At 41.8% G+C, this 26002-nt stretch carries 31 protein-coding genes, 1 tRNA gene and 1 other annotated feature; of the genes, 20 read left to right on the top strand and 12 right to left on the bottom strand.

All coding sequences use genetic code 11. The annotated features are described in order from the left end of the window. Positions 1-85: 85 nt before the first annotated feature. Complete coding sequence (gene msrA / locus IGI78_RS14295; RefSeq protein ID WP_077452300.1) at positions 86-604, bottom strand: peptide-methionine (S)-S-oxide reductase MsrA; 519 nt, start codon at positions 602-604, stop codon at positions 86-88. 92 nt (positions 605-696) lie between these two features. On the opposite strand from msrA, the gene IGI78_RS14290 reads away from it, so the two are divergent. From IGI78_RS14290 to IGI78_RS14245, 10 genes are all read left to right on the top strand, one after another. Then, a complete protein-coding gene (locus tag IGI78_RS14290; RefSeq protein WP_430618103.1) occupies positions 697-1218 on the top strand; it encodes an AAA family ATPase in 522 nt (173 codons plus the stop codon). A 2-nt stretch (positions 1219-1220) separates the two neighbouring features. Beyond that, positions 1221-1646 (top strand): GNAT family N-acetyltransferase, encoded by a 426-nt coding sequence (locus tag IGI78_RS14285; protein WP_077452298.1) that lies wholly within the window; start codon positions 1221-1223, stop codon positions 1644-1646. Between the two features lie 65 nt (positions 1647-1711). Continuing rightward, complete coding sequence (locus IGI78_RS14280; protein ID WP_430618102.1) at positions 1712-2293, top strand: GNAT family N-acetyltransferase; 582 nt, start codon at positions 1712-1714, stop codon at positions 2291-2293. A 136-nt stretch (positions 2294-2429) separates the two neighbouring features. Next, on the top strand, positions 2430-3014 hold the full coding sequence (locus IGI78_RS14275; RefSeq protein ID WP_005227882.1) for a thymidine kinase: 585 nt from the start codon (positions 2430-2432) through the stop codon (positions 3012-3014). A gap of 3 nt (positions 3015-3017) precedes the next feature. Further along, positions 3018-4091, top strand: coding sequence for a peptide chain release factor 1 (prfA, locus tag IGI78_RS14270; RefSeq protein WP_005227884.1), 1074 nt, complete (start codon positions 3018-3020; stop codon positions 4089-4091). Then, complete coding sequence (prmC, locus tag IGI78_RS14265) at positions 4084-4941, top strand: peptide chain release factor N(5)-glutamine methyltransferase (protein ID WP_368255378.1); 858 nt, start codon at positions 4084-4086, stop codon at positions 4939-4941. The genes prfA and prmC overlap by 8 nt, the downstream gene beginning before the upstream one ends. Before the next feature lie 176 nt (positions 4942-5117). Beyond that, positions 5118-6146 (top strand): L-threonylcarbamoyladenylate synthase, encoded by a 1029-nt coding sequence (locus tag IGI78_RS14260; protein ID WP_368255380.1) that lies wholly within the window; start codon positions 5118-5120, stop codon positions 6144-6146. A gap of 81 nt (positions 6147-6227) precedes the next feature. Next, positions 6228-7472, top strand: a complete 1245-nt coding sequence (gene glyA, locus IGI78_RS14255) for a serine hydroxymethyltransferase (protein WP_008379359.1) — start codon at positions 6228-6230, stop codon at positions 7470-7472. Positions 7473-7720: 248 nt separating this feature from the next. Continuing rightward, complete coding sequence (gene upp / locus IGI78_RS14250) at positions 7721-8350, top strand: uracil phosphoribosyltransferase (RefSeq protein ID WP_005227894.1); 630 nt, start codon at positions 7721-7723, stop codon at positions 8348-8350. A gap of 48 nt (positions 8351-8398) precedes the next feature. Next, positions 8399-8524 carry a hypothetical protein gene (locus IGI78_RS14245; protein ID WP_267907348.1) on the top strand — a complete coding sequence of 42 codons (126 nt, stop codon included), beginning with the start codon at positions 8399-8401 and terminating at the stop codon, positions 8522-8524. A gap of 5 nt (positions 8525-8529) precedes the next feature. Here IGI78_RS14245 and IGI78_RS14240 read toward each other — a convergent pair whose 3' ends face one another. Beyond that, positions 8530-8766 carry a hypothetical protein gene (locus IGI78_RS14240; RefSeq protein ID WP_005227896.1) on the bottom strand — a complete coding sequence of 79 codons (237 nt, stop codon included), beginning with the start codon at positions 8764-8766 and terminating at the stop codon, positions 8530-8532. A gap of 126 nt (positions 8767-8892) precedes the next feature. Here IGI78_RS14240 and IGI78_RS14235 point away from each other — a divergent pair. Beyond that, positions 8893-8965, top strand: a tRNA-Thr gene (locus IGI78_RS14235). A 102-nt stretch (positions 8966-9067) separates the two neighbouring features. Here IGI78_RS14235 and IGI78_RS14230 read toward each other — a convergent pair. From IGI78_RS14230 to IGI78_RS14200, 7 genes are read right to left on the bottom strand one after another with little or no spacing between them, the layout of a single operon-like run. After that, complete coding sequence (locus IGI78_RS14230; RefSeq protein WP_008379364.1) at positions 9068-9583, bottom strand: YjbQ family protein; 516 nt, start codon at positions 9581-9583, stop codon at positions 9068-9070. 4 nt (positions 9584-9587) lie between these two features. Beyond that, positions 9588-10280, bottom strand: a complete 693-nt coding sequence (locus IGI78_RS14225; RefSeq protein WP_430618100.1) for a triose-phosphate isomerase — start codon at positions 10278-10280, stop codon at positions 9588-9590. Further along, on the bottom strand, positions 10280-11128 hold the full coding sequence (locus IGI78_RS14220) for a class II fructose-bisphosphate aldolase (RefSeq protein WP_200126459.1): 849 nt from the start codon (positions 11126-11128) through the stop codon (positions 10280-10282). Before IGI78_RS14220 ends, IGI78_RS14225 begins: the two co-directional genes overlap by 1 nt. 12 nt (positions 11129-11140) lie before the next feature. Beyond that, positions 11141-11425, bottom strand: a complete 285-nt coding sequence (locus IGI78_RS14215) for a PTS sugar transporter subunit IIB (protein ID WP_010749080.1) — start codon at positions 11423-11425, stop codon at positions 11141-11143. A 12-nt stretch (positions 11426-11437) separates the two neighbouring features. Then, positions 11438-12778: a PTS galactitol transporter subunit IIC gene (locus IGI78_RS14210; RefSeq protein WP_077452292.1), complete on the bottom strand. Its 1341-nt coding sequence runs from the start codon at positions 12776-12778 to the stop codon at positions 11438-11440. Positions 12779-12793: 15 nt separating this feature from the next. Beyond that, a complete protein-coding gene (locus IGI78_RS14205; protein ID WP_005233600.1) occupies positions 12794-13249 on the bottom strand; it encodes a PTS sugar transporter subunit IIA in 456 nt (151 codons plus the stop codon). 2 nt (positions 13250-13251) lie between these two features. After that, a complete protein-coding gene (locus IGI78_RS14200) occupies positions 13252-15195 on the bottom strand; it encodes a BglG family transcription antiterminator (RefSeq protein ID WP_195266223.1) in 1944 nt (647 codons plus the stop codon). Between the two features lie 558 nt (positions 15196-15753). On the opposite strand from IGI78_RS14200, the gene IGI78_RS14195 reads away from it, so the two are divergent. The 6 genes from IGI78_RS14195 (at position 15754) to IGI78_RS14170 (ending at position 20656) form a co-directional block, all read left to right on the top strand. After that, positions 15754-16938 (top strand): FtsW/RodA/SpoVE family cell cycle protein, encoded by a 1185-nt coding sequence (locus tag IGI78_RS14195; protein WP_430618586.1) that lies wholly within the window; start codon positions 15754-15756, stop codon positions 16936-16938. 9 nt (positions 16939-16947) lie between these two features. Next, a complete protein-coding gene (locus IGI78_RS14190; RefSeq protein ID WP_195266221.1) occupies positions 16948-17325 on the top strand; it encodes an arsenate reductase family protein in 378 nt (125 codons plus the stop codon). Continuing rightward, entirely contained in the window at positions 17307-17645 is a 339-nt protein-coding gene (locus IGI78_RS14185; RefSeq protein ID WP_010749086.1) for a glycine cleavage system protein H, read from the top strand. The genes IGI78_RS14190 and IGI78_RS14185 overlap by 19 nt, the downstream gene beginning before the upstream one ends. A 77-nt stretch (positions 17646-17722) precedes the next feature. After that, positions 17723-17972 (top strand) — a binding site (T-box leader). 71 nt (positions 17973-18043) lie between these two features. Next, positions 18044-19078 (top strand): methionine ABC transporter ATP-binding protein, encoded by a 1035-nt coding sequence (locus tag IGI78_RS14180; protein WP_077452289.1) that lies wholly within the window; start codon positions 18044-18046, stop codon positions 19076-19078. Beyond that, positions 19071-19757 carry a methionine ABC transporter permease gene (locus tag IGI78_RS14175; protein WP_060791558.1) on the top strand — a complete coding sequence of 229 codons (687 nt, stop codon included), beginning with the start codon at positions 19071-19073 and terminating at the stop codon, positions 19755-19757. The genes IGI78_RS14180 and IGI78_RS14175 overlap by 8 nt, the downstream gene beginning before the upstream one ends. 44 nt (positions 19758-19801) lie before the next feature. After that, positions 19802-20656 carry a MetQ/NlpA family ABC transporter substrate-binding protein gene (locus IGI78_RS14170; protein WP_195266219.1) on the top strand — a complete coding sequence of 285 codons (855 nt, stop codon included), beginning with the start codon at positions 19802-19804 and terminating at the stop codon, positions 20654-20656. Between the two features lie 38 nt (positions 20657-20694). Here IGI78_RS14170 and IGI78_RS14165 read toward each other — a convergent pair whose 3' ends face one another. The 3 genes from IGI78_RS14165 to IGI78_RS14155 all read right to left on the bottom strand — a co-directional run bounded on the left by IGI78_RS14165 (position 20695) and on the right by IGI78_RS14155 (position 23239). Then, on the bottom strand, positions 20695-21747 hold the full coding sequence (locus IGI78_RS14165; RefSeq protein ID WP_195266217.1) for a helix-turn-helix domain-containing protein: 1053 nt from the start codon (positions 21745-21747) through the stop codon (positions 20695-20697). 242 nt (positions 21748-21989) lie between these two features. After that, entirely contained in the window at positions 21990-22307 is a 318-nt protein-coding gene (locus IGI78_RS14160; protein ID WP_005233624.1) for a DUF960 domain-containing protein, read from the bottom strand. 317 nt (positions 22308-22624) lie between these two features. Continuing rightward, positions 22625-23239 carry a 50S ribosomal protein L25/general stress protein Ctc gene (locus IGI78_RS14155; RefSeq protein ID WP_005227923.1) on the bottom strand — a complete coding sequence of 205 codons (615 nt, stop codon included), beginning with the start codon at positions 23237-23239 and terminating at the stop codon, positions 22625-22627. 300 nt (positions 23240-23539) lie between these two features. Here IGI78_RS14155 and IGI78_RS14150 point away from each other — a divergent pair, with 300 nt between their 5' ends. The 3 genes from IGI78_RS14150 to udk all read left to right on the top strand — a co-directional run bounded on the left by IGI78_RS14150 (position 23540) and on the right by udk (position 25661). Next, complete coding sequence (locus tag IGI78_RS14150) at positions 23540-24256, top strand: 16S rRNA pseudouridine(516) synthase (RefSeq protein ID WP_195266215.1); 717 nt, start codon at positions 23540-23542, stop codon at positions 24254-24256. 14 nt (positions 24257-24270) lie between these two features. Then, positions 24271-24954 carry a YjjG family noncanonical pyrimidine nucleotidase gene (locus IGI78_RS14145; protein ID WP_195266213.1) on the top strand — a complete coding sequence of 228 codons (684 nt, stop codon included), beginning with the start codon at positions 24271-24273 and terminating at the stop codon, positions 24952-24954. An 83-nt stretch (positions 24955-25037) separates the two neighbouring features. Continuing rightward, on the top strand, positions 25038-25661 hold the full coding sequence (gene udk, locus IGI78_RS14140) for a uridine kinase (protein WP_005227927.1): 624 nt from the start codon (positions 25038-25040) through the stop codon (positions 25659-25661). Positions 25662-26002: the final 341 nt, after the last annotated feature.

Here is a 26002-nt window from a genome sequence, read left to right as displayed (position 1 = left end):
TTTGGGAAAAAACAGAAAACAGCCGATCTGCCTTGAGAGCAGATCGGCTGTTAGTGATGAATTGTAATGAACGTTCCCCAAAAAGTTAAGCCCAGTTTTGGCGAATAAAGCCAGCTCGACCGGAGCCTTCGCTATAAGCATTGTAATGGGCTGCATTTTTTTTGTAAAAATCTTGATGATAGTCTTCTGCAGGATAAAAAGGTTCTGCTGGTTCGATCTTCGTTACGATCGGACGGTCAAAGCGGCCACTAGCTTGCAACTGCGCCTTTGATTTTTCCGCAATCGCTTTTTGTTCTTCACTATTGTAAAAAATCACTGGACGATAGGAATCACCACGGTCGGCAAACTGACCAAACGCATCTGTGGGGTCTGTCTGTTGCCAATAGATGGCAACCAATTCTTCATAAGAGATGACTTCAGGATCAAAGGTGATCTCAACTGCTTCGGTGTGACCGGTGGTACCTGTCGTTACTTGTTGGTAGGTTGGGTTAGGCACATGGCCACCAGTAAAGCCAGAAACCACTTTGAGGATGCCTGGCAGCGAATCAAAAGGCTTCACCATGCACCAAAAACAACCGCCAGCAAAAATTGCCGTATCTTTCATAGGTATTCCTCCTTTGCTTCTATGGTATGCTTCTAGTAGAGAAAAACAAGAGATATGCTTAGAAAACAGGGCAATGAAGAAAGGAAGTTTGCATGGAAAGTTTTTTGATTTTACTTCGAGGTAATTCTGGCAGCGGCAAAACCACTATTGCCAAAGCTGTTCAGCACGTTTTTGGGGAAGAGGCAGTGCTGATTTCACAAGATGTTTTTCGGCGAGAAATTTTTTGTGTCAAAGATACCCCTAATAATTTAGCCAGCGGTTTGATGAAAGAAGCTGTCCTATATGCGAAGGGGAAAGTGCCGGTGGTACTTGTTGAAGGAATTTATTCTCGTGAAAAATACCAAGACTTTCTCGACTTTCTAATGAAACTCTTTCCCCAAAAAAAGCTAGTTTATTATTTTGATCTTTCTTTTGAGGAAACGGTCAAAAGACATCAGACCCGAATGCAGCGAGACTATTTTTCCGAGGAAACGATGCGTAAATGGTGGCTTGAGCGTGACTTGCTTTTCCCAAAAGGATCTTCAGAGGAAAGACTGATCAAAGAAGGCCTAGCGATAGCAGAAACGGTCGATCAGATCATCGCAGATCATCAAGAAACAAGAAGGAGTGATTGAATATGACGCGAATCATTGAACAAGGAACAGACCAAGAATTGGCTGCGTTAGAAACAGCATTAACAGCTTACACAAAGCACCAAAAACCATTTACACAAACAGAGACCTATCAGAACTTTAGCAGTGTAATCAAAAAAGAGGGTGTGGTGATTGCTGGTGGCATTGCCTACGCCTCAATGTATCATATCGGCTATCTTGACACCCTGTGGGTCAAAGCATCCGAGCGGGGGAAAGGGTATGGCAAGCAGATTCTTACGGATCTTGAACAGCAGTTGAAAGCATTTGGCTGTGAAAACTGTCAGACGGCGACCTTTGATTTTCAAGCGCCAGATTTTTATCAGCGAATGGGTTATGACGAAATTGGGAGAATCGCCCATACGCAAAATCAGCTAACAGAAATTTTTCTAGTAAAGAAATTACATGATTGATTCCAAATTGATTCTCAAATAAACCTTTGAACAAGGAAAAAACCAATGAGAGAGAGGCACAACCAATGTTAGATAAATCAATTCCATATGCAGAAATCTGGATGAAGCGAGCGCACAAAAACACACCGATCCAGCCCCTTCAATCCGATAACTATTCGCTACGCAGCTACCAAGCAGGAGACGAAAGGCATTGGGCACGGATCGAAACATCCGTCGGAGAGTTTGACAATGAGGCCGAGGCATTGGCGTATTTTGAAAAGGAATTTATGCCCGAGCAAGCACAGCTAGGACAGCGAATGTTTTTTGCCCTTGATCAATCAGGTACACCGGTCGGTACGGCTACCGCTTGGAAAAAAGCCAAGCAAGACGGCACACTGGTTCCACTAGTCCATTGGGTAGCAGTAATGCCGCAAGCCCAGCGCCAAGGGATCGCTCGCGGCTTGGTCACGCAAGTCGTTTCTGTCTTGGAGGCAGCCAATGAACCGATGTATCTTCATACGCAAACTTGGAGCCACGCAGCAATCAAGCTCTATCAGCAGCTTGGATTTGCGATCATTGCAACGGATATCAATGGGGCTGAAAATCCAGAATACCCACTGGCTTGTCAAGTATTGGCAGAAGTGGCCCGAAAAGTCAGAAACGAGTAAGAGATGCTGGCGGAAAAAAATCCGTTAACTTTTCGTAAAACTCTTGCGTAAAAGGCGGCATGTGTCGAATTTAAGTCTGTAAAAATTCTCCTTTTTCAAGTATAATACCAAAGGAGTATGAGGAAGGATGGGCGAGATGGCACAGCTTTTTTTTAAATATGGCGCAATGAATAGTGGGAAAACGATCGAGATACTGAAAGTTGCTCACAACTATGAAGAACAAGATAAACCAGTCGTGATCATGACAAGCGGATTGGACACGAGAAGTGGCGTGGGAAATGTTTCGAGTCGCATCGGCTTAGAACGAGACGCGATCCCGATTTTTGATGAAACGGATCTGTTCCATTTGATCAAAGACCTGGGTTATAAACCTTATTGTATTTTAATCGATGAAGCACAGTTCCTAAAGAAGCATCACGTGCTGGCTTTCACCAAAATCGTGGACGAGTTAGGTATCCCTGTGATGGCCTTTGGTTTGAAAAATGATTTCCGCAATGAATTATTTGAAGGCTCAAAATACTTGCTGCTTTACGCAGATAAAATCGAAGAGATGAAAACCATCTGCTGGTTCTGTCATAAAAAAGCAACCATGAACTTGCACTATATCGACGGAAAACCCGTTTACGAGGGCGATCAAGTACAAATCGGCGGCAATGAAGCGTATTATCCAGTTTGCCGCAAGCATTACTTTCACCCGGGAATGAAAAAAGAAGGAGAATAATCAATGTACGATCAGTTACAAGCAATCGAAGACCGTTACGAAGAATTAGGCGAATTACTAAGTGATCCAGCCGTGATCTCTGACACCAAACGCTTCATGCAGCTTTCAAAAGAAGAAGCCAATACACGGGAAACGGTGGAAGTCTACCGCCGTTACAAAGAAGTCGTTGAAGGAATCAAGGATACCGAAGAAATGCTTGGGGAAAACCTTGATGCGGAAATGGCAGAGATGGCCAAAGAAGAACTCTCTGATTTGAAAAAAGAAAAAGATGTTTTAGAAGAACGCATCAAAATTTTGTTATTGCCAAAAGATCCGAATGATGACAAAAACATCATCATGGAGATCCGTGGTGCAGCAGGCGGCGATGAAGCAGCCTTATTTGCTGGCGATCTTTTCAATATGTATCAAAAATATGCGGAAAACCAAGGTTGGAAAGTTGAAGTCATGGATGCCAACGTCACTGGAATCGGCGGCTACAAAGAAGTCATCATGATGATCACTGGCGACAACGTCTTTTCAAAATTGAAATATGAGAGCGGCGCCCACCGAGTACAAAGGGTACCGTCTACCGAATCGCAAGGCCGAATCCATACGTCTACGGCAACGGTCGTGGTTATGCCTGAAGCTGAAGAAGTCGAAATCGATATCGCAGACAAAGATATTCGAACCGATATTTACCATGCCTCTGGTGCTGGTGGTCAGCACGTCAACAAAACAGCTTCTGCTGTTCGTTTGACGCACTTGCCAACAGGGATCGCTGTTGCGATGCAAGATGAGCGTTCACAGCTGAAAAACCGTGAGAAAGCGATGAAAGTCTTGCGGGCACGGGTCTATGACCAAATGCAGCAAGAAGCACAAAGCGAATACGATGCAAACCGTAAATCAGCAGTGGGTACCGGCGATCGTTCTGAACGGATTCGGACCTATAACTTCCCACAAAACCGCGTAACAGATCACCGTATCGGGTTGACTATTCAAAAATTGGATCAAATTTTAGCTGGAAAACTCGATGAAATTGTTGATGCACTGATCGTTTACGATCAAACATCAAAATTAGATGAGATGCAAAATGGCTAAAACCTATCGAGAAGTCCTTTCACGGGCTTCTTCTTTTTTAGAAACGAAAGGGCTGGACGGGTATGCGATCCAATACCTGTTTTTACAGCGAAAAAACTGGCAGCAACTCGATTGGCTGCTGCAGATGGACCAACCCATCCTAAAGGAAGATGAGGCACAGATCGCAGCAGATCTTGAACAGCTGCTACAGCATGAACCCCCGCAATATTTACTGGGGTATGAAGAATTTTATGGGCATCGCTTAAAAGTGACTCCTGCAACCTTGATCCCGCGTCCAGAAACCGAAGAGCTGGTGGAAAAGTGTTTGGCAAAATTACCAGCAGATCAGCCACTACGAGTCGTAGACATCGGCACAGGTACTGGAGCGATCGCCATTGCCTTGAAATTGGCACGTCCCCAGTGGGCCGTAAGTGCCGTGGATCTTTCAGCAGAGGCATTAGCCGTTGCTAAAGAAAATGCGGCAACCTTAGGCGCAGAGATCCGCTTTTTCCAAGGAAATACCTTAGAGCCTGTGGCAGATCAGCAATGGGATCTGATCGTTTCCAACCCGCCGTATATCAGCGCTGAAGAGTGGCCGCTGATGGATATCAGCGTACGGGAAAAAGAGCCTAAAATGGCGCTTTTTGCTCAAGAACAAGGGTTAGCGATCTATAAGCAATTAGCACAGCAAGCACCGAAGTGTTTGGCGCCAAGTGGGCAAATGGCGCTAGAAATCGGCTTTCAGCAAGGACCCGCCGTTCAACAACTGTTTGCAGCCGCTTTTCCCAACAAAGAAGTCACCGTAGTAAAAGATCTTGCGGGTCAAGACCGGATGGTGCTCGTCAGTCATCCACAAGATGTGGATAAATAATTTTTTTTTACACAGGAAAAATTGCAAAAACCTTATGAAATGAACGACTTCTAAATAAACCGAGTTATAAACAGGGTTATCCACACTTGACAAACGACTTATCCACAAAATGTGGAAAAGAAACCAGAAAATGTTGATAAGTGTGGAAACTTCTCAAAAAAGGATGTGGATAAATTGTGGAAACAAAAATTTTTGATCAATCACAGTTAAACGAAGCAGCAGCTATTTTAGCTGAAGGGGGATTAGTGGCGTTCCCGACGGAAACCGTCTATGGACTAGGGGCTAGCGCGCTTTTGCCCAATGCTGTTGCGCAAGTATATCAAGTCAAAGGACGACCTAGTGACAACCCTTTGATCGTTCATATTGCCGAGCCAGAGCAGTTGGAACCGTTTGTGGATAACAAGCATCCCTTCGCTGATAAATTGATGGAAACTTTCTGGCCGGGGCCCTTAACCTTGATCTTTTCGATCAAAAAAGACAGTTTACCTAGCATCGTTACTGGCGGCTTATCCACAGCGGCTTTTCGGATGCCCAACAACACCAAGACGTTAGCGTTGATCAAACAAGCCCAACAGCCATTGGTTGGTCCTAGCGCGAATACATCTGGTAAACCAAGCCCAACATCAGCTGCGCATGTTCAGCATGATCTGGCAGGCAAAATCGCTGGCATCTTGGATGATGGGGTGACGCAGATCGGTGTCGAATCAACAGTCTTAGATTTGAGTGACCCAAAGGCGCCGCCGATCATCTTACGTCCTGGTGCGATCTCTAAAGAACAGCTTGAAGCAGTCTTACAAACGAAAGTCCTCGTCGATCAGCATTTAGTAACAGAAAGTGAAGCACCCAAAGCGCCGGGCATGAAATACAAGCACTATGCACCGAATACCAACGTCATGATGGTCAATGACCAAGATTGGTCGGCAGCCATGGCTTGGGCAAAAGAACAGCAACTTAAGGTAGGTGTTTTAGCTGGACCGACGATCGCCGAGCAAGTCCGCTTTGAAGCGGCGGCCATTTATTTATTTTTTGATGACAGTGTGGAAGCCGCGACAAAAGGGCTGTTTGCGGGGTTACGGGCGTTAGATGAATCGATTGCTGAGCTAGATATTATATTTGCACCCACGTTTCCAGAAAGCGGCTTAGGGGCTGCTTATATGAATCGATTGAAAAAAGCTGCAAATCAAAGTTTCTTTCAAGAAAATTAGCAAAAAACCAGAATTCATTATAGGTAGCTTATGAAGAAATGTGATACAATGCTACCATTAAGGTAAAGGGGTGTTGTAAGCATGGATTATCAAACGTTTGATCCCGAATTGTGGCAAGCGATCGAAAAAGAAACGAATCGTCAACAAAACAATTTGGAATTGATTGCGTCTGAAAATATCGTTTCAGAAGGTGTAATGGCTGCGCAAGGTAGTATTTTGACAAATAAATACGCTGAGGGTTATCCAGGTCGTCGTTACTATGGTGGTTGTGAATTTGTTGATGTGGTAGAAAACTTAGCAATTGAACGGGCGAAAAGTATTTTCGGTGCGGCATATGCCAATGTTCAACCGCATTCTGGTTCTCAAGCCAACACAGCAGCTTATTTAGCGTTGATCGAAACAGGCGATACAGTATTAGGGATGGATCTTTCCGCAGGCGGTCATTTGACCCATGGCTCACCAGTGAATTTCAGCGGCAAGACCTATAATTTTGTTAGTTATGGTGTTGATCCTGCAACAGAAGTCATTGACTACAATGTCGTTCGTATTTTGGCGCGCAAGCATCAACCGAAACTGATCGTTGCCGGTGCCAGTGCTTACTCACGTACGATCGATTTTGCGAAGTTCCGTGAAATCGCTGATGAAGTTGGCGCAAAATTGATGGTGGATATGGCGCATATCGCTGGTTTAGTAGCGGCTGGTCTTCATCCAAACCCAGTTCCTTATGCGGACATCACGACTTCTACGACCCATAAAACATTACGCGGCCCTCGAGGCGGTTTGATTTTAACAAATGATGAAGACTTAGCGAAAAAAATCAATAGTGCCGTTTTCCCTGGCATCCAAGGCGGACCATTAGAGCACGTGATCGCAGCGAAAGCTGTCGCTTTTAAAGAAGCACAAGATGCGTCGTTCAAAGAGTACTCTGAACAAGTCATCCGCAATGCGCAAGCAATGGCGAAAGTCTTCAACCAAGCACCACAAGCCCGCTTGGTCTCTGGTGCAACAGACAATCACCTATTATTGATCGATGTGCGTGGCTTTGATTTGAACGGAAAAGAAGCAGAAGCCTTGCTGGATCAAGTCAATATTACCGTCAATAAAAACTCGATTCCTTTCGAATCATTAAGTCCTTTCAAAACGAGTGGGATTCGCGTGGGGACACCAGCGATCACTAGTCGTGGCTTTAAAGAAGAAGATTGTGTCGAAGTGGCGAAATTGATCGTCAAAGTTTTAGAAAAACCAAATGATGAAGCCGTCTTGGCAGAAGTAGCGGCGCAAGTCAAAGAATTGACGGACAACTATCCACTTTACAAAAACAAATAAAATGGGACTGTGACAGAAGTTAAGGTCAGACAAGACGTCTCACGCGTTTTTCCTGCGCTCCAGCTCTTTGATCACCAAAAGTGAAAAAGGGGCTAGAATGAACGTAGAGGCGTGATACATGCCGTCTTGTCTCCTTCCTTCTAACACAATCCTTTTTTTGAGGAAAAGCAGCATTGCCTGGGGCAGATGGTTGTAACAAGAGCCGATTTGCTTTAAAATAAGAGAAAAACCAAAGGAGATTTTTTTAAATGGGTAAATTTCAAGTAATCGATCACCCGCTGATCCAACACAAATTAACAATGATCCGCGACAAGAACTGTGGAACAAAGGTTTTCCGTGAAGTTGTTAATGAAATCGCAATGTTGATGGCGTATGAAGTGTCTCGGGACATGCCGCTTGAAGATCTAGTGATTGAAACACCAATTGAAGAATCAACACAAAAAACACTATCCGGTAAAAAGGTAGCGATCATTCCCATCCTGCGCGCAGGTCTAGGCATGGTTGATGGTATCCTTGAATTGATCCCAGCCGCAAAAGTTGGTCATATCGGGATGTACCGTGATGAAGAAACGCTAGAACCACACGAATACTTCGTAAAATTACCTGAAGATATCGATGAACGTCAATTATTTATCGTTGACCCAATGTTAGCTACGGGTGGTTCAGCGATCATGGCGATCGATGCACTGAAAAAACGTGGTGCTTCAAACATGAAATTCGTCTGCTTAGTTGCTGCACCAGAAGGCGTGAAAGCATTGCAAGATGCCCATCCAGATGTTGACATCTACACTGCAAATCTTGATGAACGCCTAAATGAACACGGCTATATCGTTCCTGGTTTGGGCGATGCCGGTGACCGTCTATTCGGTACAAAATAAATCAATACAAATACGACAACGGCAACTGCTTCAAGTTTTGCCTCGTCAATGACGCCATGGAAGAAGATCGACAGCCAAAACGGTTCGATCGGTTATCCATGGCTTTTTTTGCGTTTTTCAAAAAAACAAACAATGAAAAAAGGAGAAAATCAACTGATTTTCTCCTTGCATTAAACGAGTTATAGTTTGGTTAATTGTTTGTAATTGATGATCAATACACCATTACTTTGCGAAACTAATTTCTGGTTTTCTGGGGTTTCGTTCAGCTCGACCACCGCAGAGTTTTTCAACTGCTTTGTGATGGTACCAGTTTGTTTCTTCCCATGGAACGTGAACATGACAGGAGTAGCGACCTCAAACGTTGAACCTTCTTGTGACGGGACAATTGTTGTTTCGAATTTACCAAATGTTGCCATGTAAAAACCTCCTTGATACTTCTATTATATCACAATTTTCGGAAAATTTCAGTAAGTAGATTTTTTTCAGCAGACCTCTTTACAAAACAACCGTTTTTGCATATAATTTTCTTTGTGCCATACAACGCCAGCTTAGCTCAGTTGGTAGAGCAACGCACTCGTAACGCGTAGGTCGTAGGTTCGATCCCTATAGCTGGCATAAGAAATGAAAAACCATGAATCTTCTTTTAGAGGATTCATGGTTTTTCTTTTGCAGGCGATAAGTAATCTAAATTTTTCCTGATTTACCCGATAACTGTTCTTATTCGCCCATTAGCATTACATGGCATGTCCTATTTCGCACACGATTTTGATCGAAATCAACAAAATAGATATAGCCTACAGAGCCGATCTCTAGCTTGCCATTACTTAAAATAAAGCTTTCGCTTGCACCGAAAAAACTCGAGCGAATATGTGCATCGCCGTTTAAAATCGTTGCTGGATCTGTTGGGTAGTTTGGATCGTCCAGACTCATCAAAAATTCTAAATGCTTTGGTCCAGGATAACGATAATCGGTATTTTCTGATAGTTCACGAGGAATAATTTTATCGAGAATTCGGTTTAAATCAACTTGAAGAAATTCATCTCCGTTAAAGTCTGTATCATGCATGTATTCTTCAAAGATAACAGAACAAGTCGTATGGGGAGACTGTACGAGACAGATTCCATTTGAAATTCCGCTTTTTTCAACCATTGCTTTCACTTCTTCTGTGATGTTGTGGTAAGACACTCGATTCCCGTTAGAAGTTAACGTCAGTTGCTCTTTTAAAAATTTCACAGTCTTAATCCTCCTTTTTGTGCTTCACCGCTTGTTTGATCATTTCTGTAAGGGTTTGAACTGGATCATCTGCTTGCACAATACCGCTTGTCCCTCCGGTACCATCAGCACCTGACGACAAAGCTTTTTCAACATCGGCAGCACTAGATATACCAGCAGCCTGCAAAATCAGGATTTCTGGATCAATTTCCCGAACAACACGATTTGTTTCCGTCATGTATTGAAGATCACTGGTTTGTCCTGTCCCAATTAGTTCGGTTGGCTCGCAAACCATCACATCGGGTTTTAGGGAAGCCGCGGCTCTCGCTTCACTCAATGAATTCGCACAGACAATTGTTAAGAGACCCAATTCATTTGAGCGCTGAATCGCTTTAGTCAGTTCTTGCAATGTCATGGGGTGTTCAGTATGGTTTAAAAAGGTAGCTTCAGCTCCGGCTTCTGCCACTGCTTCGGGTAAAACATAGCCCATTCCACGACCAATTTCGATTCCGTCTAAATGTTGGACAGTGACGAATAAATGTGTTGTTGCCTGTTTAATTAAAGAAACGTCTGCATGCTGAACAGTAAATAGAATGTCGATGTCATACAAAGATGACAACTCATCAGCAGCTTTTGCCAATGCCAATGCTTGTTTTCCATAAAGATAGGCTTTGGGATTGATGACAAAGAATGGCGTTCTTAAAGTTCTTTTTTTCATTAGCTTTCTCCTTCACGGTAAGGTTTGGTATGAAAGACTGTAAAATAGTGCTCGAGTGTCTTGGACATTCCATTGCTTGCTGAATGAAGTAAATCGAAATAGTCATTTGGTTGATTTTTGTGAATTTCATTCATAGCAGCAGTGACAAAGTCAGTAAAAATATTTATTTTCCGGATACCTTCTAAGGCACATTTTTCAAGGTTTTCATCGCCAGAAGAGGATCCGCCATGCAGAACAAGAGGAACATTGACGGCATGGTGTATTTCCTTTAAAACGTCAAAATTTATTTTGGGTATCCCTTGATAATGTCCGTGAGAGGTGCCAATAGAAACTGCCAACGAATCAACCCCGGTTAATTTGGCAAATGCAACAGCCTCAGAAGGTTCTGTGTAAATAGATTGACTATTTACGGCTGATTCCAGACTGTTTTCCGACCCAACGTGCCCGATTTCGGCTTCAACAACGACACCATTTTTATGAGCGTAATCGGCGATCTCCTTTGACCGACGGACATTTTCTTCGAATGACTCCTCAGAAGCGTCGATCATTACGGAAGTAAAACCTAAATGAATGGCTCTTTTGATGACCTCTTCATCGGTACCGTGATCTAAGTGCAAAGCGATAGGTGTAGTGCTTTTTTTTGCTAAAAATTTTCCAATCATGGCAGCCTCTTCTAAAGTCAACATGTTCATATGGGACTGAGCGAAGGCCAATATCAAAGGCTTGTTTAAACGTTCAGCAGTCTCCGCGTATGTTCTTGCACTAGTTAAGTCGAAAAAATTTGCTGCGGGTAATGCATAATTGTGTTTTTCTGCATGTGCGAATAGTTCTTTTGTTGTGACCAACATAGGGCATTCTCCTTATTCTTTGATTTTCTTTTCGATTTCCGCGTACATTTCTTCTGTACCAATCCCTGTTAAGAGTGGCAGCCCCATAATTACGCGATCTTTGATTGAGTCTGGAACAACCGTTGTACTCACCACGATGTCATAGTTATCAATTTTATTCATCTCATCTGCCACTTTGGATTGATACAGTTTCACTTGATCAGTCATCCCTTTTTCTTTCAGCCATTCTTTTACCTTATTTGTTACAATTGTTGAAGTTGCAACACCTGTACCGCACATAATCAATAGTTTTTTCATTATCATTTCCTCCTATAATTTCGATGTTTGTTTCTTGGGACGAATTTTATTTACATAAATCAATCCAAACAAAACAGAGACGCCAATTATGGCTAAACCGCCCCAGCTTAATATTTTTGTTAAGCCGACATAAAGGAATGTGGTCCATAAACCACCTTCAGCCATAGCAGTGATCATAGAGTTTCCTTGTAGATCAAAGTTTGCGGATCGAGCAGCAGTAGTGACAAGCGGTGCTGCCCACGAAGTAATATAGAGAATGCTTACCATATAAATCGTTCCAGCAATTACTGTTCGAATGATGTTTCCTCCAAAAACAGCAGCCATCAAGCAAATCAGAAAGGGAATGGTTGCTAAATCACCAAAAGGCAAGGTCGTATTGCCAGGTAGAATTACGGCTAACAAAATAGTGATCGGAACTAGCAGCAATGAGGAAGAAAGGACAGCTGGATGACCAACCGATAATGCTGCATCCATACCGATGTAAAGCTCTCTTCCAGGAAACCGTTTTTTGACGAATTCATTTGCAGATTCAGAAATAGGCGTTAGACCTTCCATCAGTAAAGCAACCATTTTAGGCATCAAAACCATCACAGCGCCTGTTTGGACGGCTAATTGGCCGACACCTGCTGTGTCATATCCGGCAAGTATTCCCATGATGAGACCAATCAAAAAGCCCATAACAGTAGAGTCACCAAAGACACCAAATTTTTTCTGAATGGTTTCTGGATCTGCTTTCCAATCTTTTAGTCCTGGAATACGATCAAAGAGCCAATTCATCGGAAGTGCAAAGATGAATCCTGGTGCGGCGGTACCATGAGGAAAAGTGATATTAGGAAATCCGTAGAACTTATTAATGATCGGACCTAAAATATCTCCCATTAAAAGAATCATCATCAAATAGATGACGGTGGCCGCGATCCCCATTGCAAAGTCTCCAGTGAGGGCATAAATCAGAGAAGAGATGAAGGCTGCGTGCCAAATATTCCAAATATCTACATTCAATACTTTAGTCAGCCCTAAAATGATGAGTAGAACATTTAGGACCACACCAATCGGAATGGCAAGACTTCCTAAAATCGTCCCGTAAGAAATTGCCGCTGCGGCAGGCCATCCGACATCAATCGTTGTCAAATTTAATCCTAGACGTTCAACCATATGCTGGGCGGCAGGACCCAAGCTGCTGCTTAGAAGGTCAATCACCAAATTCAATCCAACAAACCCGACACCAACAGTTAAGGCTGAAGTAAAGGCTTTGCCAGGCTTGGTTCCCAAAATTATTCCAAAAATAAAAATTAAAATAGGCAAAACAACGATTGAACCTAGATCAACGAACCACTGTAATGCATTTAACATAATTGTTCCTCCTTTTTATTGCAGGCCATTTTTTTCAATAATCGAAAGATACGCTTCTTTAGTCGTTACTGAGGATAGGGCTTCCAAAACCCCTGGTGTTTGAAACATAGAGATAAGATTTTGTAGCATACCCAATTGCTCATGTGGTTCCTTCAATGCAAGCATGAACAACAGAGATACATCGATTTTCTTTTCTTGCGAACCCATTTCAATAAATGAAAGGGGAGAGGCAAGTGACATAAAAGCGACTTGGGATCGTAAAACAAATTTGCTGTCCGTATGTGGGATCGCTACCCCAATGCCGTTAATTTTTAAACCTGTAGGAAAGGTTTCTTCTCGCTGTACGATATTTTGATAGAACTGATCATTTACACAATGAGTTTTGATGAGTTCGTCTGCTAATAGTCGAAAAGCTTCCTCTTTTGTTTTAGAATCTTTTTCAAGTAACACGATTTGGTGATCAAAAAACATGATCAATTTCCTCCTCTTAACAATCTTTGATACAGTTCTTCTTGCGTTTGACTATTAACGATCCATTGAATTTCTTCGGCTGAGTTAAACAATCCGTAAATCGAAGCGATCAACTCTTTTGCCTCGATCATGTTTTCTTCAGCAATCGCAAGCAAAACAATTAGTTGGATTTTTGTGTCTCCCCAAGTAATTGGCGCATCGAGGGTGAGAAAAGCAAGTTTTGTTTCTTTCACTGTATGTGGATCAGCATGTGGAATGGCTACTCCCGTCTTTAAGCCAGTGCTTCCTAGTTCCTCTCGTTCAAATAGAGAATGCTTAAATTTTGTTGTAACAAGCTTTTTTTTCAGATAATCATCTGCTAAAAAATCCAGTACATCTTTTTTTGTTCGAAACTTTTTTTTGACAAAAAGGAAAGTAGGATCTAAATATTTTTGTAATAAAGTCGTTTTCTGGTATTTTTTTGAGTAAAAATTTTTCTCATTCTCATTAAGATTAGATATCTTTGCTGAGATTCTTCCTATTTCTTCGGTAGTAGGAAGCGGCGAAATATAAATAACTGGCGGTGCTGTAATGTCCAATGGAATAGTTGATATGATCAGATCAACAGTTTCAAGAGATGTACTGACCAGTTTACTCAAAGGAATGATCTCCAATACGGTATCAGCAGCGATCGTTTGTTTGATACGGTTAAAAATCAACTCCGATGTAGCAAAACCAGATTGGCAAACAATTAGTATATGGTTAGTAATTTTTATCTTTTCAAAGGCTAGCTGAAAATGGATCGTCAGAAAAGAAACTTCGTCTTCTGTTAATAAGATTTGAAATCGCTCCTCTAAATCTCCAATTGCATATTTGGTCAATGTATACATTGTTGAGTATTGTTTTTTGATACTTTTTATCAGTGGGTTTTTCAATAAAATTCCTGTCTTTGATCGATGGATCATGGGAACGATATGAGCCAATAATGTTTGCAGCAATAATTTATCTTGTGTCAGATCTGCGTTTAACATATGTGACATTTTTTGAATAATTTGTTTCGTACAATTTGTGATAGTAGATTCGTGAGGCTCATCCATTTGACCAAAAGGCTCGATGCCGTGTGCTAATAACAAGGAACATACATATTGAATATCTGTATCACTAAATTGAACAGGTAGTTGCTGTTGGATCATTTCAGAAAAATCAACCGCGATCATATAGAATTTCATTCGTCTAAGTTCGTCAAATACTAGATGCTCTTGTTTTTCAATGTGTTTATCTATAAGAAGTCTTGAAAGAAAAATTCGCAATGAAAGCTTCAAAGATTCAATAGAATAATTATTGACTGGATGGCCGATTGTTTGAGTCATGTCTGAGACAAATTTCTTCGTTAAATCGAGAACCTTAGAGTCAAAGAGATTGTTGACCAAAAGATTTTCACTGGCTTTGGCGTCGGTATACTTCTCTAAAAAAGATTTGAATACGTTTTGAGCAGCAGATTCAACTGAGGTTAGCTTGAGTCCGCTAGTAGTCATTTTTGTTGATACTTGATGGAATCGACAGAAAGCAACGATTTCATCAACATCTTTCTTTATTGACTGGTTGCTAATATAAAAATATTCAGAGAATTCCTGATAATGCATTGGTTTTACTGAAAACAGATAGTTAGCGAAAATAAAGATTTTACGATAATTAGGTGAAAATAGTTCGAGTTTAGTCTCTTTTTTTGCTAACAATCGATAACCATTCTGTTTTGCTGATTCAGAACCAGATAAAAAGATTCCTTTTCTTGGTACTTTTTTGAGAGCTAGTCCCGAATCTTTTAGTTTCTTTTCTAAAGTCGTTAAATTGTTATAAACCGTTTTTTGGGATACATTTAACTGCTTTTGAAAAAAAGAGGCAGGGCGAAACTCCGTTTGTTCTAATAGTAGTTGCAACAGCAGTTGTTCTCGATTATTTAAAATCATTGGTTCACCTCCGGAAGCGCTTCCTTAATTGTATTCTAGTGAAATTATGTGGTGGCGTAAATAACATTTCATTACCACATTAATGTGGTAAATTAGGCTTGTCATGTATCAATTTATATTTTGGAAAAAGTAGTTAAGAGTAGTCATTTGTTGCTATATATTTGAAACGAAAACTAGGTGGCGATCTATCATGGAGTTAAAGTTGCTTTATTCTGTTACATTGAGGAAAGATTTATCAAAAATAAAGAAGAATACTAAGAATAAGATATTTTATTAAGTAAGGAGAATAGACGAATTCAGCGAGTTTTCATTGAAAAGTATGTCGCTGAACTTCCTATCTAGTACATATACGATCGTTTTACTCTGATTGATCAGATATGAATCAGAATATAGCCCTTCTTTCATTGTAATTCTAAACAATTTCGGATTGTTTTTAACCCTCTTTTCCCGAAAATCATTAAAGTTTCTAAATTTTTTGTGAATGCTCGTGGACAATCCTTTCTTTTCTCCTCAAATATCACTATAATGGATAAAGATTCTACAGAAGAGAGTGTGGACATGGAAAATTCACGAATAAAAACGAACGATAATCGAATTGACTACGGTGTGATTCTACCCGTATTTTTATTATGTCTGATTGGTGTGGCGTCCTTGTATGTGGCGTTGACCCACGATCCAAATAACCCGAATATGTTGCGAACGTTAGGGTTTCAAGCTTTATGGTATGTGCTAGGTATTATTGCGGTGATTATTATCATGCAGATCAAATCAAAATGGCTTTGGAAATTGACTCCCTATATTTATGGAGCCGGATTAGCCGTCATGTTGGCGCTTTTGAAATTTTACGACCGGACAATGGCTGCCTCGACAGGGTCAAAAAACTGGTTCCGTTTTGGGGTCTTTACTCTCCAGCCGTCAGAGTTGATGAAGATCGCCTATATTATGATGTTGGCCTTAGTCGTCACACAGCACAATGTCAAGCATCGGGAACGAGATCTGAAAACAGATGGGTTGCTGATTGCGAAAATGTTGGCCGTCACGATTCCAGTACTGATCCTGATCACCTTGCAAAACGACTTTGGTACGATGTTGGTCTTTCTGGCGATTTTCGGTGGGGTCTTCTTGATGTCGGGGATCTCTTGGCGAATCGTTGTGCCAGTGATTGCGGCATTCGTGATTCTCGGCGGCGGAACGATTTTCTTAGTGACTACCGATGTTGGTCGTGAGTTGCTGTACAATACAGGGATCTTTAAAGAGTACCAGTTCGCCCGTATCGATTCGTGGCTAGATCCTTTTCATGATACCCAAGGGCAATCCTTCCAATTGGCGTACGCTCTGATGGCGATCGCATCTGGCGGGATGTTCGGGAAAGGATTTAATGTCAGCGATGTGTATGTACCAGTCCGAGAATCCGATATGATTTTTTCAGTGATCGGTGAGAATTTTGGGTTTATTGGCAGCACGTTTGTCATTTTATTGTATTTTATTTTGATCTACCGGATGATCCGCGTATGTTTCGATACCAACAATGAATTTTATGCTTACTTGGCAACTGGGATCATTATGATGATTCTCTTCCATGTGTTTGAAAACATTGGCGCAAACATCGGTCTCTTACCGTTGACGGGGATTCCACTGCCGTTTATTAGCCAAGGAGGATCTGCCCTATTAAGCAATATGATTGGGATCGGTTTGATTTTAGCGATGCGCTATCAAGCTGAGACCGCACCAAAAACACTTTAAGGAGTTCACATGATTACATTTTATTGGTACCCAAAATGCAGTACATGCCGAAATGCGAAGCGTTGGTTAGAAGAGCACGAGATTCCCTTTGAAGCGATCGATATGGTGAACACACCGCCTCAACCGGAACAATTGCTGGCTTGGATCCAATCAAGCGAAGCACCGTTAACCCGTTTCTTTAACACAAGCGGCATGAAATACCGTGAATTGCAATTAAAAGAAAAAGTGCCGACCATGACTGCCCAAGACGCAGCTGATGTGCTGGCAACCGATGGTATGTTGATCAAGCGCCCACTGCTGGTTAGCGGCGACCGCTTTTTGATTAATGGATTTAAAGAAAATGAATATGAAGGAGTCTTACTAGAATCATGGAAAAGAAATGCTTAAGAAAAAAAGATAATTTGTGGGTTTTGTTTAACGGGAAAGAATATTGTGTCGGTTTAACAAAAGAAGCGCAAGAAGAACTTGGTGCGGTCACGTTTGCTTCGATTCAAAAAGCAGGAACTGCTTTAAAACAAGGAGAGACCCTTGTTGAGCTAGAAGCGGAAAAAGCAGTCAGTGAATTTCCAAGTCCATTGACGGGCGTGATTTCTTCCGTAAATGAAAAAATCGATCAATCCATTGATACCTTAAATGATGAAGACGAAATGAACGCTTGGCTGGTCAGCTTCAAAGAGGTTGACCCAAGTCAATTTGAAGCCTTGTAAGTCAAATCTGTAAAAACGACTATTTTTTCAAAAAGAATTGACAGTCGGATAAGACGTTGCTATAATTTGCTCAATAAATGAATGCTTTGAAAAGAAGAGTACATGTTCTTAACGTACACAGAGAGCCCTGTTTGGTGCAAATGGGCAACGGAGAGAGGATGGAAGATGGTCTTTGAGCATGATAGGTGAGTGGAAACAAGCCTATCACGGGAGGCACCCGTTACAGTGCAGCAGTATGCGAAGCAATTCAAGTACTGAGCGAGGCTGTTGATGTGAATCGACAGTAAATCAAGGTGGTAACGCGGAAGTTGTGCTTTCGTCCTTTGTAACAGTATAATGTACAGAGGATGAAAGCTTTTTTTGTGTTTAACCAACCAAAGAGGAAAGATGGGAATAGCATGGCATTAATCGAATTGTCGCATGTAAAAAAGTCATTCGGCAAAAAGCAAACGGCTGTCCACGCCGTCAATGATGTTTCACTGCAAGTGGAAAAAGGCGATATCTATGGAATCGTTGGCTACTCTGGTGCTGGGAAAAGTACATTAGTTCGTTTGTTGAACGGCTTAGAATTGCCGACAGCAGGAGATGTAGTCATTAACGGTCAAAATATTTTGGCATTGAAAAACAAAGAATTGAGAAACTTCCGTAAAAAAATAGGCATGATTTTTCAGCACTTTAATCTATTATGGTCTCGAACGGTGGCGGAGAACATCGAATTGCCATTGGAGTTGGCAGGCGTTGAAAAAGCAAAACGCCGGCAACGAGCGCAAGAGCTGATCAAGTTAGTTGGGTTGGAAGGACGGGAAACTGCCTATCCGGCACAATTGTCTGGCGGACAAAAGCAAAGAGTCGGGATTGCTCGTGCATTAGCGAATGAACCAGAAATTTTGCTGTGTGATGAAGCAACGAGTGCGTTAGATCCACAAACAACAGAAGAAGTGTTGGATCTCTTGCTTTCCATCAATAAAAAATTGCATTTGACGATCGTGCTGATTACCCATGAAATGAACGTCATTCGCAAAATCTGCAACAAGGTCGCGGTGATGGAGCATGGGCAGATCGTGGAAGAAGGATCAGTACAATCGGTTTTCCGTAACCCGCAGCAAGAAGTGACCAAACGTTTTGTTCAGCAAGATTTGGAACCAGAAGAAGATGTCGAAGAACTACGGCAAGCCTTCTTACGAGAAAATCCGCAAGGGCATTTAGTGACCTTGACATTCACGCAAGACAACGCCAATGAACCAGTCATTTCACAAGCAATTCGCCGCTTCCAGATCGATGTCAATGTCGTTTATGGAAAGATCCAACAAACCAATGAAGGATCCTTTGGCGGCTTGACGGTCTTATTGACAGGTGAAGCAAATGAGATCGAAAAAGCGATCACCTTTTTCAAAGAGCAGCAAGTAGGCGTGGAGGTGATTGAACGTGGATAAGTCATTTGTAGAAACCTATTTTAATTTTGAAAAGGTCGACTGGGCCAATATGCAGCAAGCAACCCTAGACACCTTGTTTATGACTTTCTTCTCCATGGTTTTAGTGGTTGTAATCGGTTTGCTTCTAGGATTGGCGCTTTATTCACTAGGGCGTAAACAAACGGCGGGAGCCAACATTTTCTATAATGTGGTTTCCATCATCAGTAACGCCTTTCGCTCAACACCATTCATGATTTTAATGGTCTTGATCATTCCCTTTACAACGTTATTAGTCGGTTCGTTCCTAGGGGCAAAAGCAGCGATCCCAGCATTAGTATTATCGGCAGCACCGTTTTATGCTCGGATGGTGGAAATTGCTTTTCGTGAAGTCAATCCCGGTGTGATTGAAGCAGCAGAAGCGATGGGCGCTAGTTACTGGGAGATCATTTATAAGATCGTGATCCCAGAAAGTGTTCCGGCATTGATTTCAGGACTGACAGTCACAACGATCTCAATGATTGGTTATACCGCCATGGCAGGCGCGATCGGTGCCGGTGGGCTAGGCGCTTTGGCTTGGCAAGAAGGATTTCAACGTGGAAATTACACTGTTACCCTTGTCGCAACAGTGATTATTTTAATTATCGTTTTCATTATCCAAGGGGTCGGCGATTTCCTTGCGAAGGCCACCGACAAACGGTAAATGAAACGAAGAACAAAAAGTGGAAAATATGGGAGGAAATGGATATGAAAAAGATTTTTGGTATTGCAACAACGTTATTATTAACTGCCGCTTTAGCTGCTTGCGGAACGGGCTCAAATTCAGGAAGCTCTGACTCATCTGCGGCTGAGGGAGAATCAACAAAATTAGTGATCGGTGCATCAGTTACCCCTCATGCGGAAATTTTAGAACAAGCCAAACCTTTACTAGCAGAAGAAGGCATTGACCTTGAAATCAAAACCTTCGATGATTATGTGTTGCCAAACAAAGCATTGGAAAATGGTGATATCGATGCCAATTACTTCCAACACATTCCTTATCTAAACAAACAAATTGCAGACAATGGCTATGACTTTGTCAATGCCGGTGCGATCCATATCGAGCCAATGGGTCTTTACTCAAAACGAATCTCTGATATTTCGGAACTAGAAGATGGTGCAACGGTTCTTACCTCCACTTCTGAATCTGACTGGGGTCGTATCCTAACGATTTTACAAGATGCTGACTTGATCACCTTAAAAGACGGCGTTGATACAGAAACGGCAACCTTTGATGATATTGCTGAAAATCCGAAAAACTTAGAATTTAAACATGACGTCGATCCATCTCTTTTGGCGACTGCTTATCAAAACGACGAAGCAGACCTAATTGCCATCAATGCGAACTTCGCATTCGGAATCGATTTGAATCCAGCGGATGATTCTGTTTTGTTAGAAACGGATAATTCTCCTTATGTCAACGTGATCGCTGTCCGCAGTGGTGATGAAGATAGCGACAAAATCAAGAAATTGATCGAAGTGTTGCATTCAGACGAAATCAAAGACTTTGTTGAAAAACAATGGCAAGGTTCAGTGAAAATCGTTGATGCTGACGCACAATAATTTACTGATAGTAAAATGATTTTAAAAAGAGCGTACCGCTATTCAAGCGGGCGCTCTTTTTGTTGGGGAAAGGCAATGATCGGTTGGAAAAAAGAGAGCTCTTGCCAAATGCATTCATAAAGCAAGGGAAGCTCAGGGTGCTTCTTTAAAAGTTTTTCGTAATGGGGAAGCTGTGTCAATAAAGCCTGGACCAAACGTCGGGAACGTTCAGATAAGCGAGGGTTTAGTGGCGGATAGACAAATAAATTGCCTTCCAACAATGCCCCCAGCAGATGGGCTTGAAAAAATTTCGGCAAAAGAACCTCTAAAGGCTGTTGGAGCGGATGCTCCAACAAAATCGGCGTGATGATTCGTCGCAAAAGGAAGGCTTCTTCTGTTGGCACATAGAAAGGTTCCAGTGTTAGCAGTTGTTTCCATAAAAATAAGTAGCTGCGTTCATCGACTAAATAAAAACGCGGCACAAAACATGTTGGATAAATTTGCTGAGTAAACGGGGCGGGGGTGCTAGGATAAAAAGCCTTTGCTCGTAACTGATGGATCTTCTTCAGTTCTTGAAACGCTTGTTTGGGGGAAAGCGTTGGGTTTGCTAAGAGGGTAAGGCGAAAAAGCAAATAGCGCAGTTGTCGTTCATTGCCAGTAATCAAAGGATAGCTGCGGCGATCGATAGCTAGTTGATAAGGTGCTAAAAAGCTGGAAAAGGCTGAAAAGCGCCGATGCAAACTGGATGGGCTAAGATAATAGCGTTTGTAGAGATCTGCAAAGGAAATAGTCGGCATTTTTAACAAGAGCAAGAGCAGCTGATAATTCACGCTTTTGTTGAACAGTGCAGCAATCATTTCTGTATGGGACAGGGAGTGGCCGGTTGAAGGCTGCTGCAAACGATGGTTTGCGCGAATATGTCCTTGTTCTACATCATAGTGGAAGGAAAGATCCTCGTTTAAATAGCTTGATAACAGTCGACGGATCGTTTTGACAGAGAGATTTTGGGCGGCAGCAGCCTTACTCAAGGGAAGGGGATTTTCGGTTAAGAGTGTTGTGGACAGTCGCAGCATTTGCATAATATCTTTTTCAAGAATATTTTTCAACATCATGCACCTCTTTCAGCTGAATTTTACAACTGTCCTTATTATAAGGGAAATTCACTCGTTATTTTAACGCACAAAAAATAGTCAATAAAACGTAATAAAAAACGAGGTTTTTGTCGAGCATTTATTTGAAATTGCTGCTAGATAAAATTAAATGAGAGGAGGTATGCAAAAAAAAACCACCTTCTAAAACAAAAAGGGTGGTTTTTTATATAGGTATTGTTATAAAAAATCAATAGGAATGGACGTTAACGGGTCTCACTAGGCAATAAAATCGTTTGCCGTTGCCCATCGTCATATACATAGACTTTTTGGGGATACAGGTCGGAATACCGGTACGGTAGATCAACACCAAGTTCGATTTGACTTTGGGCTTGAGAAAAAAGCAGGGTGACACGACCATGATTGTTTTGGACTTCAAAGGTGAGCAGATTTGTCAACGGAATAAACCCTTTTAAATCAAGATCAATGATTAACCATATACTATCGATCAGTTCGCTAGGTAGTGTTTGAACAATACCGCCAGAAGCGTAACGACTGCGGTGATCGTCAAATGTTTCAAACATAATAACCCCCTCCTTCAAGTAGGCTTGCCATTAACATCAAATTTGTCTATTTATCATAATGAAGAACCGTCAAAAATGCAACTACTTCTGCTTTTCTTTTTGGTCAGCGACGCATTTTAAATATTCTCTTAAAAATTTGTTGGGATGGTTGGACAAAGTATTCTAATGACGCCTTTCAGCAGAAAATAGCCAGTTGCAGCGCACTAGCCCTTCGTAAGAATGAAAAAGACTCTTAAAGGGAAAGCCCTTCAAGAGTCTTACATTTCTTAGAACTGTCTGTTGATTGAAGACGCGATTATAAGAATGTCGGTCTATGATTATTCTTCGTCTTCACCGATAACTGCTGGCTCAGCAGCTTCGCCGGCTTCTTCATCTTCAGAGATTTCTTGTGGTTCAGTAACCGCAACGATTTGTTCTTCTGGATCGGTCACGATCGTGTACTCGTCGTTCTTAGGCAGATCAGCCACTGTTAATGAATCACCGATCTCTAATGACGTTACATCGATCTCAACACGTTCCGGCAATTTGTCTGGTGTTGCTGATACAACGACTGTATACAAGTTTTGTGCTAGAACACCACCAGCTTTGACACCAGCAGATTCGCCAATCAAGGTTACTTCTGCTTCTACTTCGGTTTCTTCATTCATATCGACAGATAGGAATTCAACGTGGGTTAAATTGCGTGTGAAGGTATCTGATTGATACTCTTTGATCAGTGTATTGACTTTTTTACCTTCTAAACTGATCGTAATAACGGTATTCAATCCATTTTCACGCAAGATCTTTTCCAATTCTGCTGCATTGACAGCAATCGGTGTGCTTTCTACTTTGTACCCATTGACAATTGCAGGTACTTTTCCTTCGTGACGCAACTTGTTCCGTAAAGAACGTGGGCGAACTTCTCTTTTCGTAACTTCTAATGATACTGACATAACTCAATTCCTCCTAAAATTTTCTCGTTAATAACGAGATTTTTTAAGCAAATTTTGTTAACTCTGCACATTAAGTGGTACGTGAGTGAAAACACGCAAAAGGGCAGTTGTGTACACAACTGCCCCAGAAAGTTTTGGTTCAACTTTTCTCCACCAGGTCATAACGCTGTGTATGAGAAACTATATTTACTTTACTCTTTAACCTTACGCAAAAAGACAAAGAAAGTCAAATCATATGAAATCCCAGCAGTTTCCTTTCACTAGATCCTGAGCTATAATAGCCACTATGGAGAAGAACTTATGCGTTTAGATAAAGTGATCGAGCAACAAATGAATACTTCTCGGAAAGAGATGAAGCGGTTGTTCCAGCAAGGAAAGGTCCTTGTGGATCAAAGGATTGAGCGAAGACCCGAGCGCAATGTCGACAGTGCCTTGCATCAAGTCATGGTTGTGGGGCGGCAGCTGGAAACACAGGAACGCTATTATATCGTCAATAAGCCCAATGGTGTCGTTACAGCCAATCTGGATCAACAGCACCAGACAGTGATCGATTTGATTGCACCAAAGGATCAACATCCGGATCTTTATGCCGTCGGGCGGCTGGATCGGGACACGGAAGGATTGGTATTGGTAACAACGAATGGTCAGTTAGGCTATGACTTGCTGCATCCATCCAAAAAAGTGACCAAGCGGTATGAAGTGGTGGTCAATGACTTGGTGACCCCTGAGGATGTGGCGGCATTTGCCACAGGGATCACCTTTCATGGCGGTGTCACCTGCAAACCAGCTGACTTAACGATCATCGATGCACGAGTGGATCGTTCCTTTGTTTCGTTAGAAATTGCTGAAGGCAAATTCCATCAAGTGAAGAAGATGTTTCTAGCTCGGGGAAAAAAAGTGATTCAGCTGAAACGAACAGCGATGGGTTCGCTGGTTCTACCAGATGATTTAGCAGTGGGCAGTTATCGCTCGTTGACGCAAGAAGAATTAAAAGGATTGGCGGCGCATTTCCGCTGAGAAAGAGGGAGAAAATGAAGTATAAAACATTATTATTTGATGTCGATGACACGATCCTCGACTTTCAAGATACCGAAGATCAAGCCTTAAAAGCACTATTTGAAGCTCATGGCTTGGAAATAACCCCAGAGCGCAAACAAAGCTATCAAACCATCAATCATGATTTGTGGCAGCAGTTTGAGCAAGGAAAAATCACGAGAGACCAAGTCATCAATGAGCGTTTCGGTTTGTTTTTTGAAACGCAAGGCATTCAGGTCGATAGCCCAGCAGTTGAATTGGCCTATAGGGAATTTCTAAATGAAGGACATAAACTGTTAGACAACAGTGATGAGGTCTTAGCGGAGTTGGCGCAGCATTTTGACCTATACGTGGTGACGAACGGGGTTTCTGAAACCCAATACCGCCGCTTGGAAGATGCCAAATTAAAGCCCTATTTCCGTGATATTTTTGTTTCAGAAGATACGGGTTATCAAAAACCAATGAAAGAATATTTTGACTACGTGTTTGCTCGCATACCAAACGTAAAAAAACAAGAAACAGTCATCATTGGCGATTCACTGACTTCAGATATCTTAGGCGGACAATTGGCAGGGATCGATACGATTTGGTTCAATCCAAAGAAAAAAAACAGTGGTGAGATTCAGTCTACTTATGAGATCGAACGTTTGCAGCAATTACTTCCTTTATTACAGCACTGATTCTTCAGAAACAGTAGTAATTTGCCGAATTTTCGCTATAATAGAACCAGTGTGAATTTTTTAAGATGAAAGAGGTTAATTGAATGACGAATGGCAAGCCCATTATTATTGGTGTGACAGGTGGATCAGGTAGTGGAAAAACAAGCGTGAGTCGGGCGATCTTTAATCATTTCCCCAACCATTCTATTATGATGCTTGAACAAGACTCCTACTATAAAGACCAAAGTGATCTGAGCTTTGAAGAACGGTTGAACACCAACTATGACCATCCTTTTGCATTTGATACTGATTTGTTGATCGATCACTTGCAGCAGCTGCTTGCATATCAAACGATCGAAAAACCTGTCTATGATTATGTCGCTCATACTCGCAGCGAAGCAACGATCATTCAAGAACCCAAAGAAGTCATTATCTTGGAAGGGATCTTGATTCTAGAAGATGAGCGATTACGTAATTTAATGGATATTAAACTTTATGTTGATACAGACGATGATATTCGGATTATTCGCCGAATCAAACGTGATATGGAAGAACGTGGCCGGACGTTGGATTCTGTGATCGAACAATACTTGACGGTCGTAAAACCAATGTATCATCAATTCATCGAACCGACAAAACGGTATGCTGATGTCATCGTACCAGAAGGCGGCGAAAACCACGTAGCCATCGATTTGATTACGACCAAAGTAGCGACCTTCTTATCCTAAGTTTTTTTAACCGTCGATGGGAATGTTTCTATGAAAAGTAACCATTGATTCATGAAAAACTGCTGATAAGCACTCTTTCTCGAGAAATGCGTATCAGCAGTTTTTGATTTTATAAAAAAACAGTAGTATTCCGACTAATTTTATGGTAAAGTAATCCTCATGCGACGAGTCGAGAAGGTCTAGCATTAGCTGACCAGATTGATAGCAGAGGCACATCGCGTAAGCAACCTACCGGATTTGTAGGGTGTCGGAATATTCCTTTTGTGGAGATAGGGTATTCTACTAGCAATAGTACTGTGAGTGAAGAAAGCTGTGAACATTTTTGTTCACAGCTTTTTTTG

It is taken from the genome of Enterococcus sp. DIV1767 (assembly GCF_050542585.1).
Classification (GTDB): domain Bacteria; phylum Bacillota; class Bacilli; order Lactobacillales; family Enterococcaceae; genus Enterococcus_D; species Enterococcus_D innesii.
The sequence above is the reverse complement of the archived record's forward strand: the minus strand, read 5'-3'. Positions and strand labels throughout refer to the sequence as shown.